This window comes from Anabaena lutea FACHB-196 (genome assembly GCF_014698305.1).
In the GTDB taxonomy this organism is placed as follows: domain Bacteria; phylum Cyanobacteriota; class Cyanobacteriia; order Cyanobacteriales; family Nostocaceae; genus Anabaena; species Anabaena lutea.
Map to the genome: position 1 here is coordinate 24,472 of NZ_JACJST010000010.1, position 18,750 is coordinate 43,221.

Below are 18,750 nucleotides of genomic sequence, written 5' to 3' on the forward strand. Positions count from 1 at the left end.
AGGGTTATAAACAATTATGACCATATTTTTAATGAAATGCCTACACAATAAGGCTTTCAATGGTTTTGAACCGGGTTTTCCATAAAAAGAACCGAAATTAAGTATAAATCGTTTTTAATAAGTTTATTTTCAAGGTGAACAAGAAAAGCTTACTCTTAAATTTAGCCTAACTGGATCAGGAACTTTCTCTGAACGGCATTATCAAATTAGTTGTTCCAAAAATTCACTTGATTTTTGATGGTGAATCGAATAACGTAGATGGTCAGTTATCTTTTTTTAGGAAGTTTATGAATAAAAAGCTCATACTAAATTTACTTGCCAGTTCCTCAATTTTTACATCATTAATGTCTACACTGGGTATCATTAATCCTGCCCACGCTAGTGTTAATCTAAATCAGCGATTAATGCACACTAGTGACGGTCGTACTTGTATTACTAATCCTCACGGTCTGAAAGATTTCGTGTGTATTCGAGATTCTGAGAGAGATCCCAAGGCTTCACCTGCGCCTAAGTCTATGGTACTCTCAGCACAGCCATCTGATAGCAAAATTGCAGAACTGAATTTTACGGAGGAGGAAAGCGATGCTGCAATTAGGATATTTAAGTGTGACTGTCCGTTTTGTCTCAATTCTTTGCGACAGTTACGCGGTACTGGTAACTTGGTTTACTAAACTTTATGGGTATTAGCTGTCATTATTGCCACTTCCACATAAATTTCTCTTTAGTTTTTAGAAGTTTGTTGAGAGGCTATCTATAAGGTAAATTTAAAAGGGGTAAAGTACAGCAAGCACAATCTAATTTTTCTGTTTCACCCAGCTTGAATGATTGTTGAGCTAAAAATTTAATTGCATCTATTTTTCAATCATCATCTTGCCGTTGCTATTTTCAACCATCCCCTTGCCGTTGCGGCAATTTCAAACTTGAAATCACATTTTGGGAACAAATTCGTGTAGCTATCAGTTGCAAGCTAACGCTTATCTGGGAGTGAGCAAATAATATGATTCCCAAAACAATATGCTACAAGCAGTCATTCCCAACTCAAACGAAACCTTCCTCCAAAACGCTGTTGTTGAAAGATACAACTTCTCCAAATTAAACAAAACACGCATCCGTTTTAAGATTCAATTAAAGAAAACAACTAAAAGCAATGCTCCGAAATGGGCAGATGTTCTTAAAACGTCTCAAAATGAGCAAGAATCAGACTTAGTAAAAGTTACAACTTCAGAAGTTGGTTTAAAGGGCATCAAAGTTTTCAAAGCTTTAGATGAAGCCGCAAACAAATTAAGACAAGAAGTTGCTTCAGTCCAAGAATGGATGAATTATGACAATGGTGATTGGATTTGTTCCATAGATTTAGCACCCATAGTCTGGAGTCAATTAATCGAAATTCGAGATAATATTGCCCCTACTTTACGCACCCAATTGAGAGAAGAATATGATGAGGGTTACACAGATTATCAAGAACGGATTGATAAATTTCTCTCACTGAATGCTTGGCAGTTATCTGTAGAACAACAACAAGAAGTTAAGCAAAACTTAGTAAAAGCTTTTCCCTGTTTAGAGGAACTAGAAGACTATTTACAAGTAATAATTGGTCGTCCTGTGATTATTCCTGCTATTAGCGAGCAATTGTCAGAACAACAAGCTGAATGTTTGCAGCAAATAACTCGGTTTATCGAGCAGTATGACACAAATTTAGAACAAACACTCAGAGAATCTGCGATCGCAGGTGGTGAACAACTAGCAGCACAATTACTCGAAGATTTGAGCAACTGGGAACCAGGACGCAAGCCGGTTAACTTCAAGAAAAAGATGGAACGTCATTTTAAGAAAGTGCAAATGCTTTTGGGTAACGCCAGTTTTGAAGCAGGTAGCAGTCTGGAACAAATGATGACTCATCTAGAAGACATTCTCGAAAACGCTTCTGTAGATGCCAAAAGGCTTGATTCACAGGGGCGTTCTCAATTAGAGGGAAAAATGGATGAAATTTACGCCAAGCTGCTGGATGAACAACGTCATCTTCAAAGATTAGCAAGTGATGAAGGTATGGGGTTAAGCAAAGCTACAGCCATGTCTCTCAAACTTCGGTAGAAAAACCTGTCTGTATCATCTTTGAACAAACGCGAGGTGTGAGGTGTAGATGGAAACAATACACCTCCCCTTTTTGCTACGCAATCAAGAGGGGACGTGAGAGGAATTTTAGCTCTTTTGTTCATCACTATAAACCGTATTAATTTACCAATTCCCAGTAATCAGAGGTAATAGATGTCACATTTCTCAACTGTCACCACAAAATTAACTAATCGTGAATGTTTAGTTGATGCTCTACAAGATTTGCAGCTTACCGTGCAAGTTTATGAGAAACCACAATTGCTCAAAGGTTATTACGACGACTCTGAAGGAAAAAGTGCAGAGATTGTTGTCCCTGGTTCTACTTTAAATGCCCGCGCAGATATTGGTTTTCTGTGGGATCAAGAAGCGAGGATCTATCAAATCATCCACGATGCCTATGAAACCGTACCCCGACTGGGAGAAAACTTCTTTTCTCATACTCTCATGCAAGCCTACGGTAAAAACATGGTTCGCGCTAAAGCAGCACAGTTACAAGAACAGCTAGGAGAATGCACCATCACAGAAGAAACCAAGGGTCAAGTACATACCTTACGTCTTGCATTCTCAGCACATCAACAAACACAGCAAGTACGGAGATAGTTTATGGAAAGGGCAATATTAATACATTTTGACACTGCTACAGGTGAAGTAAAAATAGAAGCTGAAGGATTTGAGGGATTGTCCTGTCTAGAAGCAACTCAACCTTTTGAGGAAGCTTTGGGGATAGTAGAGAGCGATGCCTACGGCGGTGAACTACGCACTTACAAACCCGAATCCCACCAACAGCTTCGTAGCACTAATACCCATCAACACCGACTACATCAATAAATTTTCACCGGGGAATAAACAAAATTCCCCCATCTTTACTATGAGCCGAACTACCTGAAGATTATCCCATGCTCCGTATTTACCCCTCAAAAGGAGCGCGACAACCAGTATTTATCAAAGGAAATACCTGAGCAAAATTAACAACAATGAAACTATCAAACTTAATTACCACCATTGACTCTCAAATACCCATTGTGGCTTTAGAGGTTCTATCTCCTGAAGAAGCCACTATCATTCAATGGTTAACTACCGAAGTCATGAACAAACTCAACAGTCCTGTGTATTTCTGGAATTTGGGAGTATCCAGCTTGGAGCAATGTCTAATTGCCGACGACGGTGGACTGGTATTCAAATCAGTCGATACTTATAAAAAGCCTCCCCATACTGACCCTTTAATATATGTATTCGAGTACATCAGCAATTTTGAAGGGAATGGGGTTTTCATCCTGGGAGATGTTCACCCTTTCCTGGGCAAAAACTCCCTGCAATTAAGCTGGGAAGTTCTTACCAGAGTCAAGAACTTGTATCATCGTCTCAAACCAACTGAAAAGCGCATTGTACTTCTGGGTCAAAATATTCAACTGCATGAATCTTTATTGAGGCTCATTCCTTGCTGTGAAGTTCCTTTACCTAGCATTGAACAAATTCAAGACCACTTAGAATCATATTTGCTCTATTTGCAAGAATCTGCCAGTGAACAAGAGGTAAATTTTACAGTTTCTCTGACCACTGAAGATAAAGAAACCTTGGCAAGAGCAGCATTAGGACTAACTTTAGAAGAAATTAGCGACTTTCTGCGGTTGACTGTAAAAGAACGCCTAACTTCTCAAGGGATTGTTATTGATGCAACAGTCATTTCCTTGGTTGTCGAATACAAAACCCGGCTATTGGCTCAAATGGGTATCGAACTGGGTAAACCCACAACAATACCTTTTGGCGGTCTGGATTTACTGCGGGACTGGCTGCAACGTCGTAGTCGGTTGTTTTCCCAAGAAGCGCGATCGCTCAATTTACCCCAACCTAAAGGAGTGCTACTAGCGGGACCACCAGGGACAGGTAAATCAATAGTAGCGAAGAATATTGCCACCATCCTCAATCTTCCATTGTTGCAATTAGACATTGCCTCAATGCTTGGTAGCCTAGTGGGAGAATCTGAAGGTAATGTCCGCCGCGCACTCAGTACGGCTGAAGCGATCGCTCCCTGTGTCCTGTGGATTGATGAGGTAGAAAAGGCACTTTCCGCTAATGGCGATACTTCTGGGGTTTCACAAAGAATTTTAGGGAATATCCTCACTTTCATGTCTGAATGTACAGCAGGGGTGTTTGTGGTAGCAACCTGTAATGATCCGACTGCTTTACCGATTGAGTTCAAGCGGAAAGGACGGTTTGATGAGAATTTCTTTGTTGATCTACCTACAGAAATTGAGCGTTGTCAAATTCTCAGGATTCATCTGGGACGCTACGGTATAAAAGTTCCTGAAGAGTATCTGGAAGCGATCGCTGCTAGTACCAGCAAGTTTAGTGGTGCTGAATTGGAAACTCTAGCCTCAGAAGCTGCACTACTGGCTTTTGATGAAGGAAGACCACAGCAGGTGACACTAGCTGATTTAGAAAATTGCCAGCGAAATATTACGCCTTTAGCTGTTCAAGATGCTGCTGCTGTTGAGCGGATGCAGTCGTGGTCAAAGGTGGCACGGCCAGCTTCTAGTCCTGTGCAGGTTTCCAAGAGAAGTCTTCGTACTTCTAAATTCCGTACCAATTAATATAAACAACAAAAGCTTTCGCGGAGCATCCTGGAGGGAACTAGCACTGCTGCAAGCAGTTCACTTTTGGTAATGCTTTCCCTCTCGATGCTTCTGGTAGATGAGTAGTCAATCATTGTACTCACTCACCTATCAATCACATACAAAAATGCTCCTAGTTTACTATTAGGAGCGTTTCTGTTTCTGAAATGTTTTTGAGTTATTTAATCGAACAAAGATGCAAATATCCATTTCACCTGGTAAAAGCTTAGAGGATGTTTGAAAAGTTTTGGGCGAATATAATATTGCTCCGATGCCGCAGGCTGTACGCTACTACTAATGAAAAGGTGGTCTTTTTAACCCGCCTGCGCGGGTTTAGTTTGTATAGCCTGCAACTTCTAGTCGCCAGGGCTGTAATAAATTAGACTTTTCAAACATCCTCTTAGATAGTGAAACTTTAAGCAACCTCTAAAAAATCTTGCTGTAATGGATTTTCTGGGAAAAATACAGCAGGTGAAACTTTAAAAAACTCCGCAAGTTTTTGGATATGTTCAACAGTTAATTTACGTTTACCATTGAATACATCAGAAACAATTGATTCGGTTTTAAAAATAGGAACTAAATCTTTTTGTTTAAGATTTAATTCTGCAATCAGAACTTTGAGCAGATATACTCCATAAATATCAGGAACTAAATCTTGTTGTTGCTCGTATTCATGGATTAAAATTCCCAACAGATCCAAATAATCTTCTTCTGCCTCGGTTAATTCTCCTTTGTCAAGAAGTTTATCGACCACTACTTGAGTTTTTTCTAAATCTTCTTCAGATTTTATAGTACGAGGAGGAAAAGACGTAATTAATTCTATGTAGCTAGTGTTTTTTAACATTTCATGTTTATGGGATTATTTGGTTAATCAAACTAAGTCTAATAAACATTAATCCTAGTTTTCAATAATGACGTTTTATTTCAGGTAAGCTATCAAACCATTCATCATTTTTTCAGTTATCTTTTCTATATTCTACATGAGCAAGAAAGTCACGAGCAACCACACCATAAAATATCACTAGGCCAATTATGGAAATATATTTAGTATTCGTAGATGCTGCCCAGAATAGCAATAAGTTCTGGAGTGCTAAAGTTGAGCAAGGAAATTTAACTGTTGAATGGGGTCGAGTAGGATACAAATCTCAACAGAAAGTTCACACTTTTGGTAATTTTCAACAAGCAGTTTCTAAATTTCATAATCTCGTTGCTGAAAAGAAAATGAAAGGCTACCGAGAAAGCCAGCCTCAAATTGATCATACTTCTGATTCTTCGGAAATTAAAAGAGCTATCCAATTACTAGAAATATTACGCCCTTATGTAGCTGAAAGACAATTCGCAAATAGCAATTATTTAGAGACACTAAACCAATATCTCAAAATTGTCCCTACACCTTTGGGCATGAAAATAATCCCATCCTTAATATACCGTCATGTAGGAGACGTAGACCACCAACTATCACTACTGAACTCTTTATTAAGAAATGAATCTGTTCAAGGTGAAAATACATCAGAATTTGGTAACAACAGGAAAGTTATCAGCTTGAAAACTATTAGTAAAAACTTCTGGAGGCATATCTAATACTGCTTCATTTTTACATTATCAGGCTTTTAAACCTTGTCAACGTGAAAATTTTCAACAAGAAATATTCACACAATATTTAAAATTGATAATTAAAATAGCTTACATTTATGAGTAAGCTATATTTTTTTTCTTTTTACCATAAAACAATTAAATTGGAAAAATTAACTATTTAAATCGTAAATTTGCGCTATGCGCCCATTACCAAAACTATTTTTTGGTAATGGAATATGTTTACAATCAATTCAACAATAGAATCAGAATTAAAAGCCACACCCCAGCAACGATGGGAAAACAACAAACAGGCAATTATTACCCTGCAAAATCTCAACACTACTCCCACCCAAGAACAACTACAAACATTAGCAAAATTCAATGGATGGGGTTGTTTACCTGAAATATTTAGCTTAAATCCACAAAGCAAATGGGTTGCTAAAGCCCAAAAAGAATTGCTAACTTTACTGGAACAAACTGAATTTAATAACGCTGCCAGTAGCATATTAAATGCCCATTATACAGAACCCAAAATCATCCGTAGTATTTGGGAAATGCTATCACGCATAGGATTTACAGGAGGCAGAATCTTAGAACCAGCTTGCGGTACTGGTTTATTCTTTGGATTAATGCCAGAGGATATACGCTACAACTCAAAACTATTTGGAATTGAATTAGATAAAACACCCGCTACCATAGCCAAACATTTATATCCCGAAGCTCAAATCTATAATCAGGGATTTGAAAAAGTCAGCTTCCCCGAAGGATATTTTGATTTGGTATGTGGGAATTTTCCCTTTGGTGACTATGGAGTAAATGACTCAAAATATAACTTTCTCGGAGTCAATATCCATAACTATTTTCTAGCCAAATCTGCCGACTTAGTGAGAGAAGAAGGATTAATTGCAGTCATTACTTCTACTTATACTTTAGATGCTCCCAGTTCTCAAAAGTTCCGGGCTTGGTTAGGACAAAAACTAGAACTGGTGACAGCCGTAAGACTTCCTAGTGGAGTATTTAACACCATAGCTAGAACTCAAGTTAGCCCCATTCTGCTAATCTTTCAAAAAGTAAAAAATCCTCGTCATGCTAATACATCAAAATGGATAAATACTCAAGAAGTACAAATTAATCCTCAAGATTGGGGTAATGAAGGTGACAAAACTAAAGCTCATCTCAACGAATATTTTCTAAGTGAATTTCAAGGCAGAAGTTTTAATAAATATTATCAAAACCAACTACAAAAATCTCCCCAATACACACATTTACAACAGAGAATTTATCCTCATGTACATCACTTACTAGGTACACCAAGCATTAATAAACTGTACGGTGAAGGTTTTGCTCTATTAGATGACGGCAGAGATTTATCTGAAGCATTGTGCAAAATACCTCTAAATGTTAACTACTCTCCTAGAAAAGAAACTGAAGAACTTCTCTTAGTTCCACCTGAACTGCAACACATTAAAGAAATGGCTTTTTGTATTCATGAAAACCAAATTTATCAAAGAGCGAAAAGCCATTTAGTTTTAGTAGAAACAGTAGAGAGAAATCGAATTGAAGATTTTTGGCAACTACGTAGCTGTTTAATAAAAGTCATCAATGCCCAACAAACAGTAAATGATGAAGAATTAACACAACTCCAACAAGAACTTAAAAACAGCTATAATTCATTCATTCGCAAATGGGGCAGAATCAATAGCAAGTACAACCTAATACACCTGGGAAAAGACCCCAACTATTATTTAGTCAGAACTCTAGAAAAGAGCAATTACAAATTAGCTGATATTTTCTCTAAACGAGTCTGTCGTTCATATTCTGCTCCCACAAAAGTTAATTCAGCCCAAGATGCTTTAACACATTCGCTGAATATAAAAGGTTGCTTAGATTTGGATTATATCTCAGAAATTAGCAACCTGAGTCAAGAGGAAATCATTCAAGAACTCGATGCTGATAATCTCATCTTTTATAATCCAATTAACCAGAAATGGGAACTCGCGGCTCAATATTTATCTGGTAACGTTTACAGAAAACTGCAAGAAGCGATTGCTGCTAATTTAGCAAAAAACATAGAAGCACTCAAAGCAGTTCAACCGTTACCAATGCTTCCAGATGCTACAGAAGATATCAAACTTGCTTGTCTAGAAACATCAAATATTGATTGGAATTCTCTCACAGATTCCCAAAAAGATAAAATCTTGAACAAGAAGATTCACATAATGTTGGGTACAAACTGGATTAAACCAGAAATTTACCAGCAGTTTGCGAAAGAGATATTGAAAATAAAAGTAACGATATCTCACATTACTTCATCTAGTACATCTTTTTGGACAATAGGAGGGAATTCTGACGACCTTACAGAATACGGTACGAGTTATATAGATAGTGCCAAACTTTTGGAAAAAGGATTAAATCGTCAAGACCCCAGAATCATTATCTACGAAAGCAAGGATACCATTAATACTTTAGCATCTAATGAAGCAACAGAAGAAGCCAGAGCTAAATTAGAAGTCATCAAATCTGCTTTTAGAAATTGGATTTGGGAGAATCAACAAAGATGTGTGGAACTGTATACATATTACAACACACAAATTAATGTTTTCTCTGCTCGAAAATATAATGGTAATTACCTCCAGCTTCCAGGGAGTAATCCTCATGTGCAATTGAACTATTGGCAATTAGATGGTGTTTCTAGAATCCTTGAAGAAAATGCCACCTTCCTAGCCCATGATGTGGGACTTGGTAAAACATATACCATGATTGCATCTATCATGGAATGTCGGAGATTGGGATTAGCTAACAAGCCAATGTTAGTTGTGTTGAATGGCACTGAAAAGCAAATTGAAGAGAGTTTTAGATATCTCTATCCAATGGCAAACTTATTAGTTCCTGAAAAGCTAGATGCCGAAGGAAGAAAAATCTTCACTGCTGCCATTCAAACAGGGGATTTTGATTGCACTATCATTAGTCATTCCCAATTCTTTAGTTTAGCATTATCGGAGGATTATCAATTAGCGTTCCACAATCAAGAAAAAGAAATTCTCCAAGCTTTCTTGAGAAACGAGTCAAATGACAGAATCACCACTAAACAATTGAAAAAGGCGTTAAAAAGCCTAGAAAGTAAAATCAACAAGGTAACAGCATCAACAAGAAAAGACAATCACATCGACTTTGATAATTTGACAGATATGTTGGTGATAGATGAGGTTCATGAATTTAAGAATCTCTCGATTATTACCAAGATGTACAACATTAGAGGTATTCCCAAAAGTTGGAGTCAACGTGCTAGTGATACCTACATGAAGATTCTGCATATTCTGGGAGATATGCTCACAGAAACTTGTTCCCAATTCACAGGAAAAGTAATTGGTGCAACGGGTACAATTCTGTCCAATACTATGGCAGAATTATTTAATTGGATGCGGATGTTTCAACTTCCTAAATTACGAGAATTGGGAATAGAAACTTTCGATGAATGGGCTAGTCAATTTGCAGAACCTACTTCTTCGGCTGAAGTTACCGCTAGTGGTAAATATAAAGTAGTAACTCGGTTTAAGAGTTTCTGCAATATCCAAGCTCTCCGAGGGCTGATGGATCAGTTTGTTGACCTCCGCACAAATGATAACATTGGTGATGTTTTAAAACGTCCCAAACCTAAGTTTATTGATGTTGTTGTAGATCCATCTCCAGCACAGTTACAATTTCTTAGGGAGGCTCTCAAAAGGTCTGAGAAAATTTACACTCGCCAAGTTGCACCCAGCATTGATAATATGCTGAAGGTAACAACGGATCTCACAAAAGCTGCTTTAACTATGCGCTTATTGGGAGAAACTAAAGAAGCAGATATCAGTAAGTTGCATGAGTGTGTTTGGAATAGTTGGCAAATTTGGAAGTTGACAAATACTGTCAAGGGAACTCAATTAATATTCTGTGATGCAAGTATTCCTAAACCAGATAAATACAGTACCTATTTGTATTTGAAAATGCTGTTTATAGCATTAGGAATTCCAGAATCACAAATTGCGTTTGTCCATGATTTTAATAAATCTAAACGGACTAAACTATTTGAGTTAATTGATTCTGGTCAGGTGCGTATTCTACTGGGAAGCACGAAGAAATTAGGTACTGGTTGCAATGTCCACCGTCGCGGATTATGGGCTATACACCATCTAGATGCCCCTTGGCGACCTTCCGATTTAACTCAACGTGAGGGGAGAGGTATCAGGCAGGGAAATGGGGAATTAATGGGTTCTACGTTGCCTTTCGTTTGGATATTTAGGTATATTACTGAACGTCTAGATGCTCTCAGGTGGCAAACTTTGCAATGGAAGCAGGAAATGACTGCTAAATTCCTCAATGGTGAGGATTTGGATAATGTTGAAGATTGTGATCAGGGGATTTATTCCTATGCTCAAATTAAGTCAATGGCTACAGGAAATTCTCTGTTAATTGAGGAGTCTAATTTGCGTAGTGAGTTGAATTCTCTACTCATTCAACAAAGGAGTCATCAAAGACAACAATTTAGTTTGGGTTGGAATATAGATAACTGGAATCGCAAAATTCAAGATTTAGAACGCAAGATTGACTGGCTTCAGGAAGATTTGAAAATAATCAAGCCAGTTTTTAAGGAAATAAAAGCAGCGCAAATTTCTAGACGAATATCTCTGGAGTGCAAAGAGATTTTCCAGGATCAAAATACTTCGACAAGAAAGGTTGCTGATTACCGAGGATTTGATGTGTATGCTTATTATCGTCCTGGTAATAATAAGTTAGGTGTTTACATCAAATGTTGTGGAAATGAGTATTATTTCCCTTGGGTTATTGACAACAAAAAAGGAAGTATTGAGTTTCAACGTTCTCATCCTTTAATCAGTCTTGATACTATGATAGATTCATTACCGGAATATCTACCAAGATTGCAGGAAGAATTTGAAAATGCAAAGGTTGAAAAAGCAAGATTGGAATCTCTTGTAGGACAATCTTTTCCACATTCAGAGAGGATTGATGATGTCTCCAAACGATTGCAGGAAATTGATGCTATGTTACAAGAAGATGAAGCTGCTTTAGATACATCAGAATTATCTTCTAATGATGAAAATGGTGAAGACAGTGATGATGATTTCTGGCTAAATGATGAAAGGTGTATTCAAGAATGCCATATTCACCCAGGAATAGTAGATAAGTTGTTTAATCGCAGCACGGAAGATATTGAATGGATTAGTGATATTTCTCAAGTTATCACGACTATCAAACCTATTAATTCCCAACCTCCTACATCTAGCACAATTAGCAAAATTCATGATTTTCCTAGCAGTCTAAAGAAGGTAGCAGGTGTGCAACTAACTCTGTTTTAAGATTACTGTTAGGGTTTTTGATTACTTCAAAACTGGGTATTGGGGAAGTAGTTCCCTAATACCTATTTTTTATTTTTTAAGTTAGATAATGAATACTTCAAAAACATTACATACATCATTATTTTCGTTTTCATTTATATCTCACCTCAACTTTTATCGAGTCTGAGATTAATACTTATTAGTTTATCTCAAAAAATGAAATCATGTAGCGATCGCTACGCCCGCCGCAGGCATTGCTTAACATTCAAGACAATCATTATAAAAATTAACCGGACAGGATTGAGTTTTACATATACATCAAAAAAGCCCAGCTAACGACATATAAATACTGCTTTAATACAGTGAAAATATTGATATATCGCTACGCGAAACATTTGTGAGAATCATGAAAACCAAAAATCACTGTGTTTTAGGAAATAATTATGCAATCTGTACTTACTTTAATAATTGAAGCTATCGTTGTTACTTTCTTTGTAGCGATGTTTATAGATTTTGTTAATGGGATTTTTCAATTAATACAAGCTACACCATCAGTTACACCAGACAACATATCAATTCCTAAAGTCAATAAACCAGTTATTGTTCAACCATTACCTGATCCTTGGACAATGGAATTAGAAAGTGATATTTTATCTAACGAAACAATGAAAAGTCAAACTATTCCTTTTCCTTTTCCTTTTCCTGTTCCTACACTAAAACTTTTACCACCTGCAAAAGAAATTAAATCAGAACCAAAACGCCGAGGAAGACCAAAAAAGAATAATACAACTCCTACTCCAAAAACTACTTCTACACGCAAACGCAAATCACCTCAAAAAGCTGTTGCGTGAACAAACAAAAATAATCACTCACTCTAAATCATCTTTGGAAAATATGTAAAAAGTCCAAAAACCTAAATCATAGCATTTTTCAATCTTAATTTATGGTTTAGGTGTCAATTCTAAAGAGGTTTTACTATTACAGGGGAAGAAAGGAGAATAGAAAATTAACCTTTAATCTTTCCCTCAATAAGTAAATACTTTCAAGCTAATTAAGCAAGCAGCAATAGCTGTTTTAATTGACAAATAGTATTGGTTTTGTCTATACTAGAAAATATTAGGTTCGCGTATTCAAAAATTAAAGTCACTCCAGGAATAAAATCATACGGCTTGAATAAATTTATAGCACTATCAAATCTGGTTAATACCACTCAATGATGGGAAACCATCATCGAAAATGTAATTGTTCAAAATACAAACTGGTGTAACTATCATCTGGATAACTATGCTAATTATTTGCCCTAAATGCCAAAGTGATAACTCTCGTAAATTATCCCTAATTTATCAAGAAAATGTCACCCATAGCACTAGCACAGTCAGAGGTTCTATAGGTTCAAAATCTGCTGCTGCTTATAAAAATCAAACTAATACTACATCACTAGGCAAGATAGCAGCACCACCAGAAAAACCAAAATCAAATATTATATTAATTTTTAAAACCATTTTTATTACCTGGATAGGTATTATAGTATTCACAATTTTTAAAGCCTTAGTTTTGATTGAATTGTTAATATTTTTAGTTTTCCCAATCTATCTATTCTGGGCATTAAGAAAAAACATTTTATACTCACGTAAATACCCTAGACTTTATAAAAAGTGGGATAATTCTTTTATGTGCCAGCGTTGTGGAACAATCTTCGAGGGTTAACAAAAGAACAAATAGTTAAGCTATTGAAAATCATTGATACAATGATGACTAATCATTACAATTAACTACCAGTTTAAAAAGCTTTATTTCATTAACAAATTCAAAGTCTATCTGGCATTTCCAAAAAGCCCTTTGGCTTTGGTGAAGACAGGTTTACAACCTTGCTCCCAGAAACAGTAGAATTAGCATTATTAGTCACAGAACTACTATTTTTAGCAATTAAATTCCCACCACCAAACAACACTTGATACAGCGCCCACACATCTGCTAATCGCACACCCATTCCTACTTTATCTAATACTGGGGGAATCTCTATACCACCATTCCAGATCAATTTAACATTGCTGTAATGTGCCTCTAGTTCTGGTTTAAGATATTCCGCAGTCCCACCACACAAAATCATCTCATTAATATCACGGGGTATCTCTTGTAATAACCAGCGCACTAATGCCCGAAAATATTCATCCCGACTAAGTTTGAGAGCAAAAGACATATCTTGGGCTTCTGCTAAAATCTCAGCTTCACTTTTACGTCGTGATAAGGTAGCTAAAACTTCCGACTTACATTCAGATCCTGCTGCTACCACCGCAGCTATCAGATGTGGATCATCTTTCGATAAACCACTACAGCGTCTAACAAAATCATCCAACATCCATGACATCCCAAAGGTATTTGATACCCCCGGAGTTACTGCACCTTTATTAGATATCTGTACAGAAGCATTGCGATATCCCAACATTACTACCGCAAGATTACAATTCCTAATGTTTGTTCCCAAAATAGTACGTCTATGTAAATAAATACCAACTCCTTCGGGGACAACATTCAAGTCTACCAATTTGATCCTGATTTCACCAGTAGGTGTATTGAAACGTTTTAGTGCCTGTTTTAATTTAGATTCAAGACGCTCCTTATCTTGATATTCTGAAGGTGGTAATAAAACAGCAAGTGAAACTGTGAATTTGTTCATCAGTTTCAATTTTTGACTAACCACCCACAAAACACCACAGATTTTTTGTACTGCATTTTCTTCTTTCAACTGCTTGAGTAAGGAATTACCACCATATTTTTTTCTCGCTAGGAAACCAATAGCATAATATTCGTCACCAATACCCACCCAGCAGGTATTCTCTGGATCTGTTTCACCTGATTTAGTTTTTTCATAGTTTTCTACTGACGCAACTGATACATCTGCTATTTCTGGTTCCATACACAGCAATGTAGGAAAGTCATTTTTATGAGATACACTTCCAATTGCTTTAGTTTGAGAACCACCTAAATCTATAGCCAGCATTAAATCCGGGGTTACACTATTTGTAGTTTTAGTCATTTTATTACTCACTTTTCCACCAATTAACTAAAATATATTTTTTGTGATTGAATTTCGTTAAGTATGAGTTCAGGAAGTAGCTAAACTATTTAGTTATAGTGTTTATCCAAATAAAGAACGAATATCCTCTCTGATAGCCTTTTGTTCATCGGTTAATTCCATCTGTACCTCTACATCTTCATCCCAAAAGTCATCGTGTAGCTCAGTTTCTGGAGATTGGGGAACTGTTGTATTATTAGTAAATATTTGTTCTATTGGGTTTTGATAACTAGCATAATTCTGTTTTATTGCAGAATCGTTTGTAATCAAAGCGGTACTAAAACTGTCCATCCCTTGAAGAATTATTTTAGCTAAGGGTAAATTAAAATTTAACTTTATTTGGATATAATCCCAATGATTTAAACAATCTATCAATGATGATAAAGTTACTTCCTTTAATAAATTATTATCAACTCCATCTACATTGATATAAGCTAATGGCATAAAACATATTCGTACTGCTTGCCATATTAATTCATCAATATTCTTATGGGAATGGTTGGCCAAATAATTCAACAATATTCCATCTGGGGTATTTTCTCGAAATTGAAATCTCAGTCTCTTATCTAAAATTTTCTGCCTTGCCATATATTGCTTCTGTTTGTTGATAAAGGATTAATATCTACATAACCAACAGTACAAGCAACAAAGGTTTTGTTGCTGATTGGGACACCAATTTATAAAGGATAATAACTAGATTGCAATAACTAGCAATAAATTGAAAAGCAACAAATGGTATAAGCGAGATATAATTTTTGATATATTTTTATTTTGGTAAGACCTAATCTAAGCATTATGGTAAAAGTATGCTTGAACAGGGTAAATTAATAAAAGCAAATTCTTCAAGACCACTTCACCAAGCTCGTACTACAAAAAGTAATAAAATATATGACAACAAACAACAAAATTACTCAATTTTCTGGATATGGGCAAGTGTAGGCAAAAGTGGGCAAAGCTAGGCAAGTGTAGGCAATTTACAGACAAAATATTAGTACAAATCAACTAAAAGCAGATTTTTTGGTCAAAAATTATAGGCAAATGTAGGCAAGTGTAGGCAACTCTGTTTTTTCTGTTGATTTTATCAGTATCCGTCTGAATTGACTGCTATACAAGAGTTTTGGTAGTTATAACTTGAGTATTAAATACTACCATCTGTTTTAAAATCTAAATTCCCGATGAGACGCAAGCCATGTTTTGTTTATACGCTCTATACGCGTACCATACTTAAAAAATAGCCTCACAACAACTTTTTTCTGAATATAAAGTTTTTTGGAGATAGTCATGAAGTCCAACAAAACTAAGGGAACTGATGGAGTAGCTAAAAAAATTGTGTTTCCTATTCGTTTTGCTGCTGATGAATATGAGCAACTTAAACAAAAAGCAAATGAAGCCAGAGTCAGTATTACAGAATTTATTCGACGCGCTGCACTACGACGGCGTGTTGTGGAATTACCCCCTCCCCCTGAGTTAAATTGGAAGTTGTACACAGAATTAAATGCTATTGGGGTGAATCTTAACCAGATAGCTACAGCAGCAACTAATGCATCGAAAACAGGAAAAGCAGTAAATTTTGATGTTGAGCAGCTACAAAACTTAGTAGAATCCCTGCGTACATCCATCAAGGAAACACAAATGCAACTTCTAGAGTGTGGGGTGACAGTTGATGAACCAGAAGAGATTATTTGATTAGTCAAAGACATGATGAAGGCGATGGCGAAACGCCCGCCGGAAGCGATTGCGCGGAGCGCACTGCCGGAGGCAATCGCTCTAAAAATTACCACATTTTCCAAAATCACTATCTCAACAAAGTATTCAGTGACCCCCTCCCCTGTACAACCCGTCTTAGACAGTGCTGAAAGGAGTCCCATTGATTGGCAAGCAGTTTAAGAATCAAAGCTTTCGCTCCACCCTAGAATATGTGCTGGGGAAGGAAAAAGCTACCATGATTGACAGCAATATGGGTGGAACTACACCCGTACAACTAACCAGAGAGTTTGGTGCGGCCAGAAGATTTCGCCCCAATCTCCAACGTGCTTGCGCTCATGTCATTCTTTCTATTCCTCACCGCGATGTATCCCATGACAAAGGGGAATACCATGAACATTTGGAGGATGAGCAATACACAGAAATTGCCCAGCATTGGCTCAAGTCCATGAAATTCTTGGGAGAGGAATTAAATCAAAGCCAGTACATTGTTGCCCGTCACCATGACACCAACCACGAACACATTCATATCATTGCTTCTCGTATTCGTATGAATGGCTCAGTTGTACCAGATTCCTGGGATTATCGCCGCAGTGAAGTGATATTACGACAATTGGAGAAAGACTATGGTTTGGAGGCTGTATCCTGTAGCAGTGACAGAGTAGCTCAAAGAGTTCAAGAGGAGAGTGGGGTGGAAACAACTGTTAGTAACCGCCATTCTCAAACCCAAAAACAGAAACATCACTCTTCTAATCAACCACCTATTACCCAACTGTTAGCAGACATCATTGATGCAGCTACGAAAGACCAACCAACTGTTACCCAATTGATACAGAGACTTCAGCAACAAGGTGTTGTGGTTCATCCCCAATTTAATGCTGGGGGGTTGTTTAAAGAAGCGATCGCTTTCGAGTTGAATGATGTCAAAGTTGGTGGCTATAAATTAGGTTCAGCATATAGCTTTCCAGGGCTTCAGAAAAAACGAGGCGTATCTTATAACCCTGAACGGGACTTACCTGCAATACATTCCTGTCGGGGTAAAAAACAGGTTGAAATGCCAGAAACTACTGTCAAAACAATGATGGCAACATTGTCCCCAGAGGACGAAATAGCATTAGTTAATACAAATACCAACGACATTAATCAAGCGATAGCGAAGCGCCCCGCAGGAATTTCACAGAGCGCAGGGCCAAAGGCAATCGCTTCAGAAAAGTCTTCAAAAAATGCTCTTGACAGTGAACCTAGCAGTGCAATTTCTGTAAACGGGAATAGCCAAACTTCCAGTCGGGTAGGTGATGTAATACCATCCCTGAGCGCACACCAGCAGGGTAATAAACCAAAAAACTACGCTAACAGCATCAGCCCCATTATCCGCCTGTTTTGGCAGCAAGCAGGGCAACCTGAAACATATTCAGGAAAATACTACGACCTTGAACTAGAAAGAGATATTCTCAAACTGCGACGCAAAAGTGGAGAAGAAATTGCAGAAATTCCCCTCCATGATGGTGCTGAAAGCAAAGATAAAGGTTTGACATCCGAAGATTTAATAATACTGGAGAGACTCAAAGAGTTGCTATTAAATCACAATCAGCAGCAAGAACCAGAAAATCAAAAAGAATTGGCGTAATTTTACGGTTTTATCAGCAATGGTTCAGATTTATATCAAATGATATAAAACACAAAATAAAACCTACCTCCAATTCTACTTTTTTTCACTATCACCATCACTGAAGTAACTTTTAGAATCTAATTTGAGGGAACTATTAGTAGTTATCTGTGATGTCTAAGTTACTAATTTCGCTTTGTTTCAATATCGTGTGTCTTGCTCAAAGGGCAGAGTATCAACATCCTCAAAATTACGCAAATCTATTTCCATCTGCTTCCTGCGTTGTAAATAGGTTTTATTATCAGTAATTCTTGCTTGCATCTGCTGTTCACCAAAATTGATGCCCTGTTCAGCATATCGAGCAGACAATTTATTGTAATTGTCAACTTCAATTTTTTTACGACGTTCCATTTCTTCCAGCGATTGAACGCTAATACCAATACTATGAGCATATTTTACATACTCCGGTTTCAGTGAACCATCACCATTAAATTGCTGCTTCTCTTCTTCTGTGAAAAAGTCATAAGCAGTGTAATTTATCCACGGTTCAGGTTCTTTTTTATCTAGTTGTTGAAGTTGCTCATATTCAGATTTAAATCCTTGACCATGTTCATTAATATAATCATTGTCAAAACCATAAGAATACAATTGCTCAATGTATTCAGCTTTTAAAGAGCCGTCTGAATTGACTTTTTTAAAATACATATTTAACCAGCGTTGTAACCTTGACAT

Annotated in this window: 15 protein-coding genes; 11 read left to right on the top strand and 4 right to left on the bottom strand. The window is 36.9% G+C overall.

Features of this window, described 5'->3' with window-relative positions:
• The first annotated feature begins 287 nt into the window (after window positions 1-287).
• The 5 genes from H6G59_RS12465 (at window position 288) to H6G59_RS12485 (ending at window position 4,703) form a co-directional block, all read left to right on the top strand.
• On the top strand, window positions 288-671 hold the full coding sequence (locus H6G59_RS12465) for a hypothetical protein (RefSeq protein ID WP_190714871.1): 384 nt from the start codon (window positions 288-290) through the stop codon (window positions 669-671).
• Between the two features lie 343 nt (window positions 672-1,014).
• Entirely contained in the window at window positions 1,015-2,091 is a 1,077-nt protein-coding gene (locus H6G59_RS12470) for a hypothetical protein (RefSeq protein ID WP_190714873.1), read from the top strand.
• Window positions 2,092-2,265: 174 nt separating this feature from the next.
• Entirely contained in the window at window positions 2,266-2,712 is a 447-nt protein-coding gene (locus tag H6G59_RS12475; RefSeq protein WP_190714876.1) for a DUF1257 domain-containing protein, read from the top strand.
• Between the two features lie 3 nt (window positions 2,713-2,715).
• Window positions 2,716-2,940: a DUF2997 domain-containing protein gene (locus tag H6G59_RS12480; RefSeq protein ID WP_016953813.1), complete on the top strand. Its 225-nt coding sequence runs from the start codon at window positions 2,716-2,718 to the stop codon at window positions 2,938-2,940.
• A gap of 146 nt (window positions 2,941-3,086) precedes the next feature.
• Window positions 3,087-4,703 carry an AAA family ATPase gene (locus H6G59_RS12485; protein ID WP_190714878.1) on the top strand — a complete coding sequence of 539 codons (1,617 nt, stop codon included), beginning with the start codon at window positions 3,087-3,089 and terminating at the stop codon, window positions 4,701-4,703.
• 436 nt (window positions 4,704-5,139) lie between these two features.
• On the opposite strand, the gene H6G59_RS12490 is transcribed toward H6G59_RS12485, so the two are convergent.
• Window positions 5,140-5,568 (bottom strand): helix-turn-helix domain-containing protein, encoded by a 429-nt coding sequence (locus H6G59_RS12490; RefSeq protein WP_190714880.1) that lies wholly within the window; start codon window positions 5,566-5,568, stop codon window positions 5,140-5,142.
• 188 nt (window positions 5,569-5,756) lie between these two features.
• On the opposite strand from H6G59_RS12490, the gene H6G59_RS12495 reads away from it, so the two are divergent.
• The 4 genes from H6G59_RS12495 to H6G59_RS12510 all read left to right on the top strand — a co-directional run bounded on the left by H6G59_RS12495 (window position 5,757) and on the right by H6G59_RS12510 (window position 13,339).
• The gene (locus tag H6G59_RS12495; RefSeq protein WP_190714882.1) at window positions 5,757-6,305 is read left to right on the top strand and encodes a WGR domain-containing protein; all 549 of its coding nucleotides are present in this window, start codon (window positions 5,757-5,759) and stop codon (window positions 6,303-6,305) included.
• 230 nt (window positions 6,306-6,535) lie between these two features.
• Window positions 6,536-11,653, top strand: coding sequence for a DEAD/DEAH box helicase family protein (locus H6G59_RS12500; protein ID WP_190714884.1), 5,118 nt, complete (start codon window positions 6,536-6,538; stop codon window positions 11,651-11,653).
• Window positions 11,654-12,075: 422 nt separating this feature from the next.
• Entirely contained in the window at window positions 12,076-12,483 is a 408-nt protein-coding gene (locus H6G59_RS12505) for a DNA-binding protein (protein WP_190714886.1), read from the top strand.
• A 433-nt stretch (window positions 12,484-12,916) separates the two neighbouring features.
• Window positions 12,917-13,339, top strand: a complete 423-nt coding sequence (locus H6G59_RS12510; protein ID WP_190714888.1) for a hypothetical protein — start codon at window positions 12,917-12,919, stop codon at window positions 13,337-13,339.
• Between the two features lie 100 nt (window positions 13,340-13,439).
• Here H6G59_RS12510 and H6G59_RS12515 read toward each other — a convergent pair whose 3' ends face one another.
• Window positions 13,440-14,669 (bottom strand): ParM/StbA family protein, encoded by a 1,230-nt coding sequence (locus H6G59_RS12515; protein ID WP_190714890.1) that lies wholly within the window; start codon window positions 14,667-14,669, stop codon window positions 13,440-13,442.
• Window positions 14,670-14,771: 102 nt separating this feature from the next.
• Window positions 14,772-15,296 (bottom strand): hypothetical protein, encoded by a 525-nt coding sequence (locus tag H6G59_RS12520; RefSeq protein ID WP_190714892.1) that lies wholly within the window; start codon window positions 15,294-15,296, stop codon window positions 14,772-14,774.
• Between the two features lie 693 nt (window positions 15,297-15,989).
• Here H6G59_RS12520 and H6G59_RS12525 point away from each other — a divergent pair.
• Entirely contained in the window at window positions 15,990-16,394 is a 405-nt protein-coding gene (locus H6G59_RS12525; RefSeq protein WP_190714894.1) for a plasmid mobilization protein, read from the top strand.
• A 163-nt stretch (window positions 16,395-16,557) separates the two neighbouring features.
• Window positions 16,558-18,039, top strand: coding sequence for a relaxase/mobilization nuclease domain-containing protein (locus tag H6G59_RS12530; protein WP_339327957.1), 1,482 nt, complete (start codon window positions 16,558-16,560; stop codon window positions 18,037-18,039).
• A gap of 180 nt (window positions 18,040-18,219) precedes the next feature.
• Here H6G59_RS12530 and H6G59_RS12535 read toward each other — a convergent pair whose 3' ends face one another.
• Complete coding sequence (locus H6G59_RS12535; RefSeq protein WP_190714896.1) at window positions 18,220-18,750, bottom strand: hypothetical protein; 531 nt, start codon at window positions 18,748-18,750, stop codon at window positions 18,220-18,222.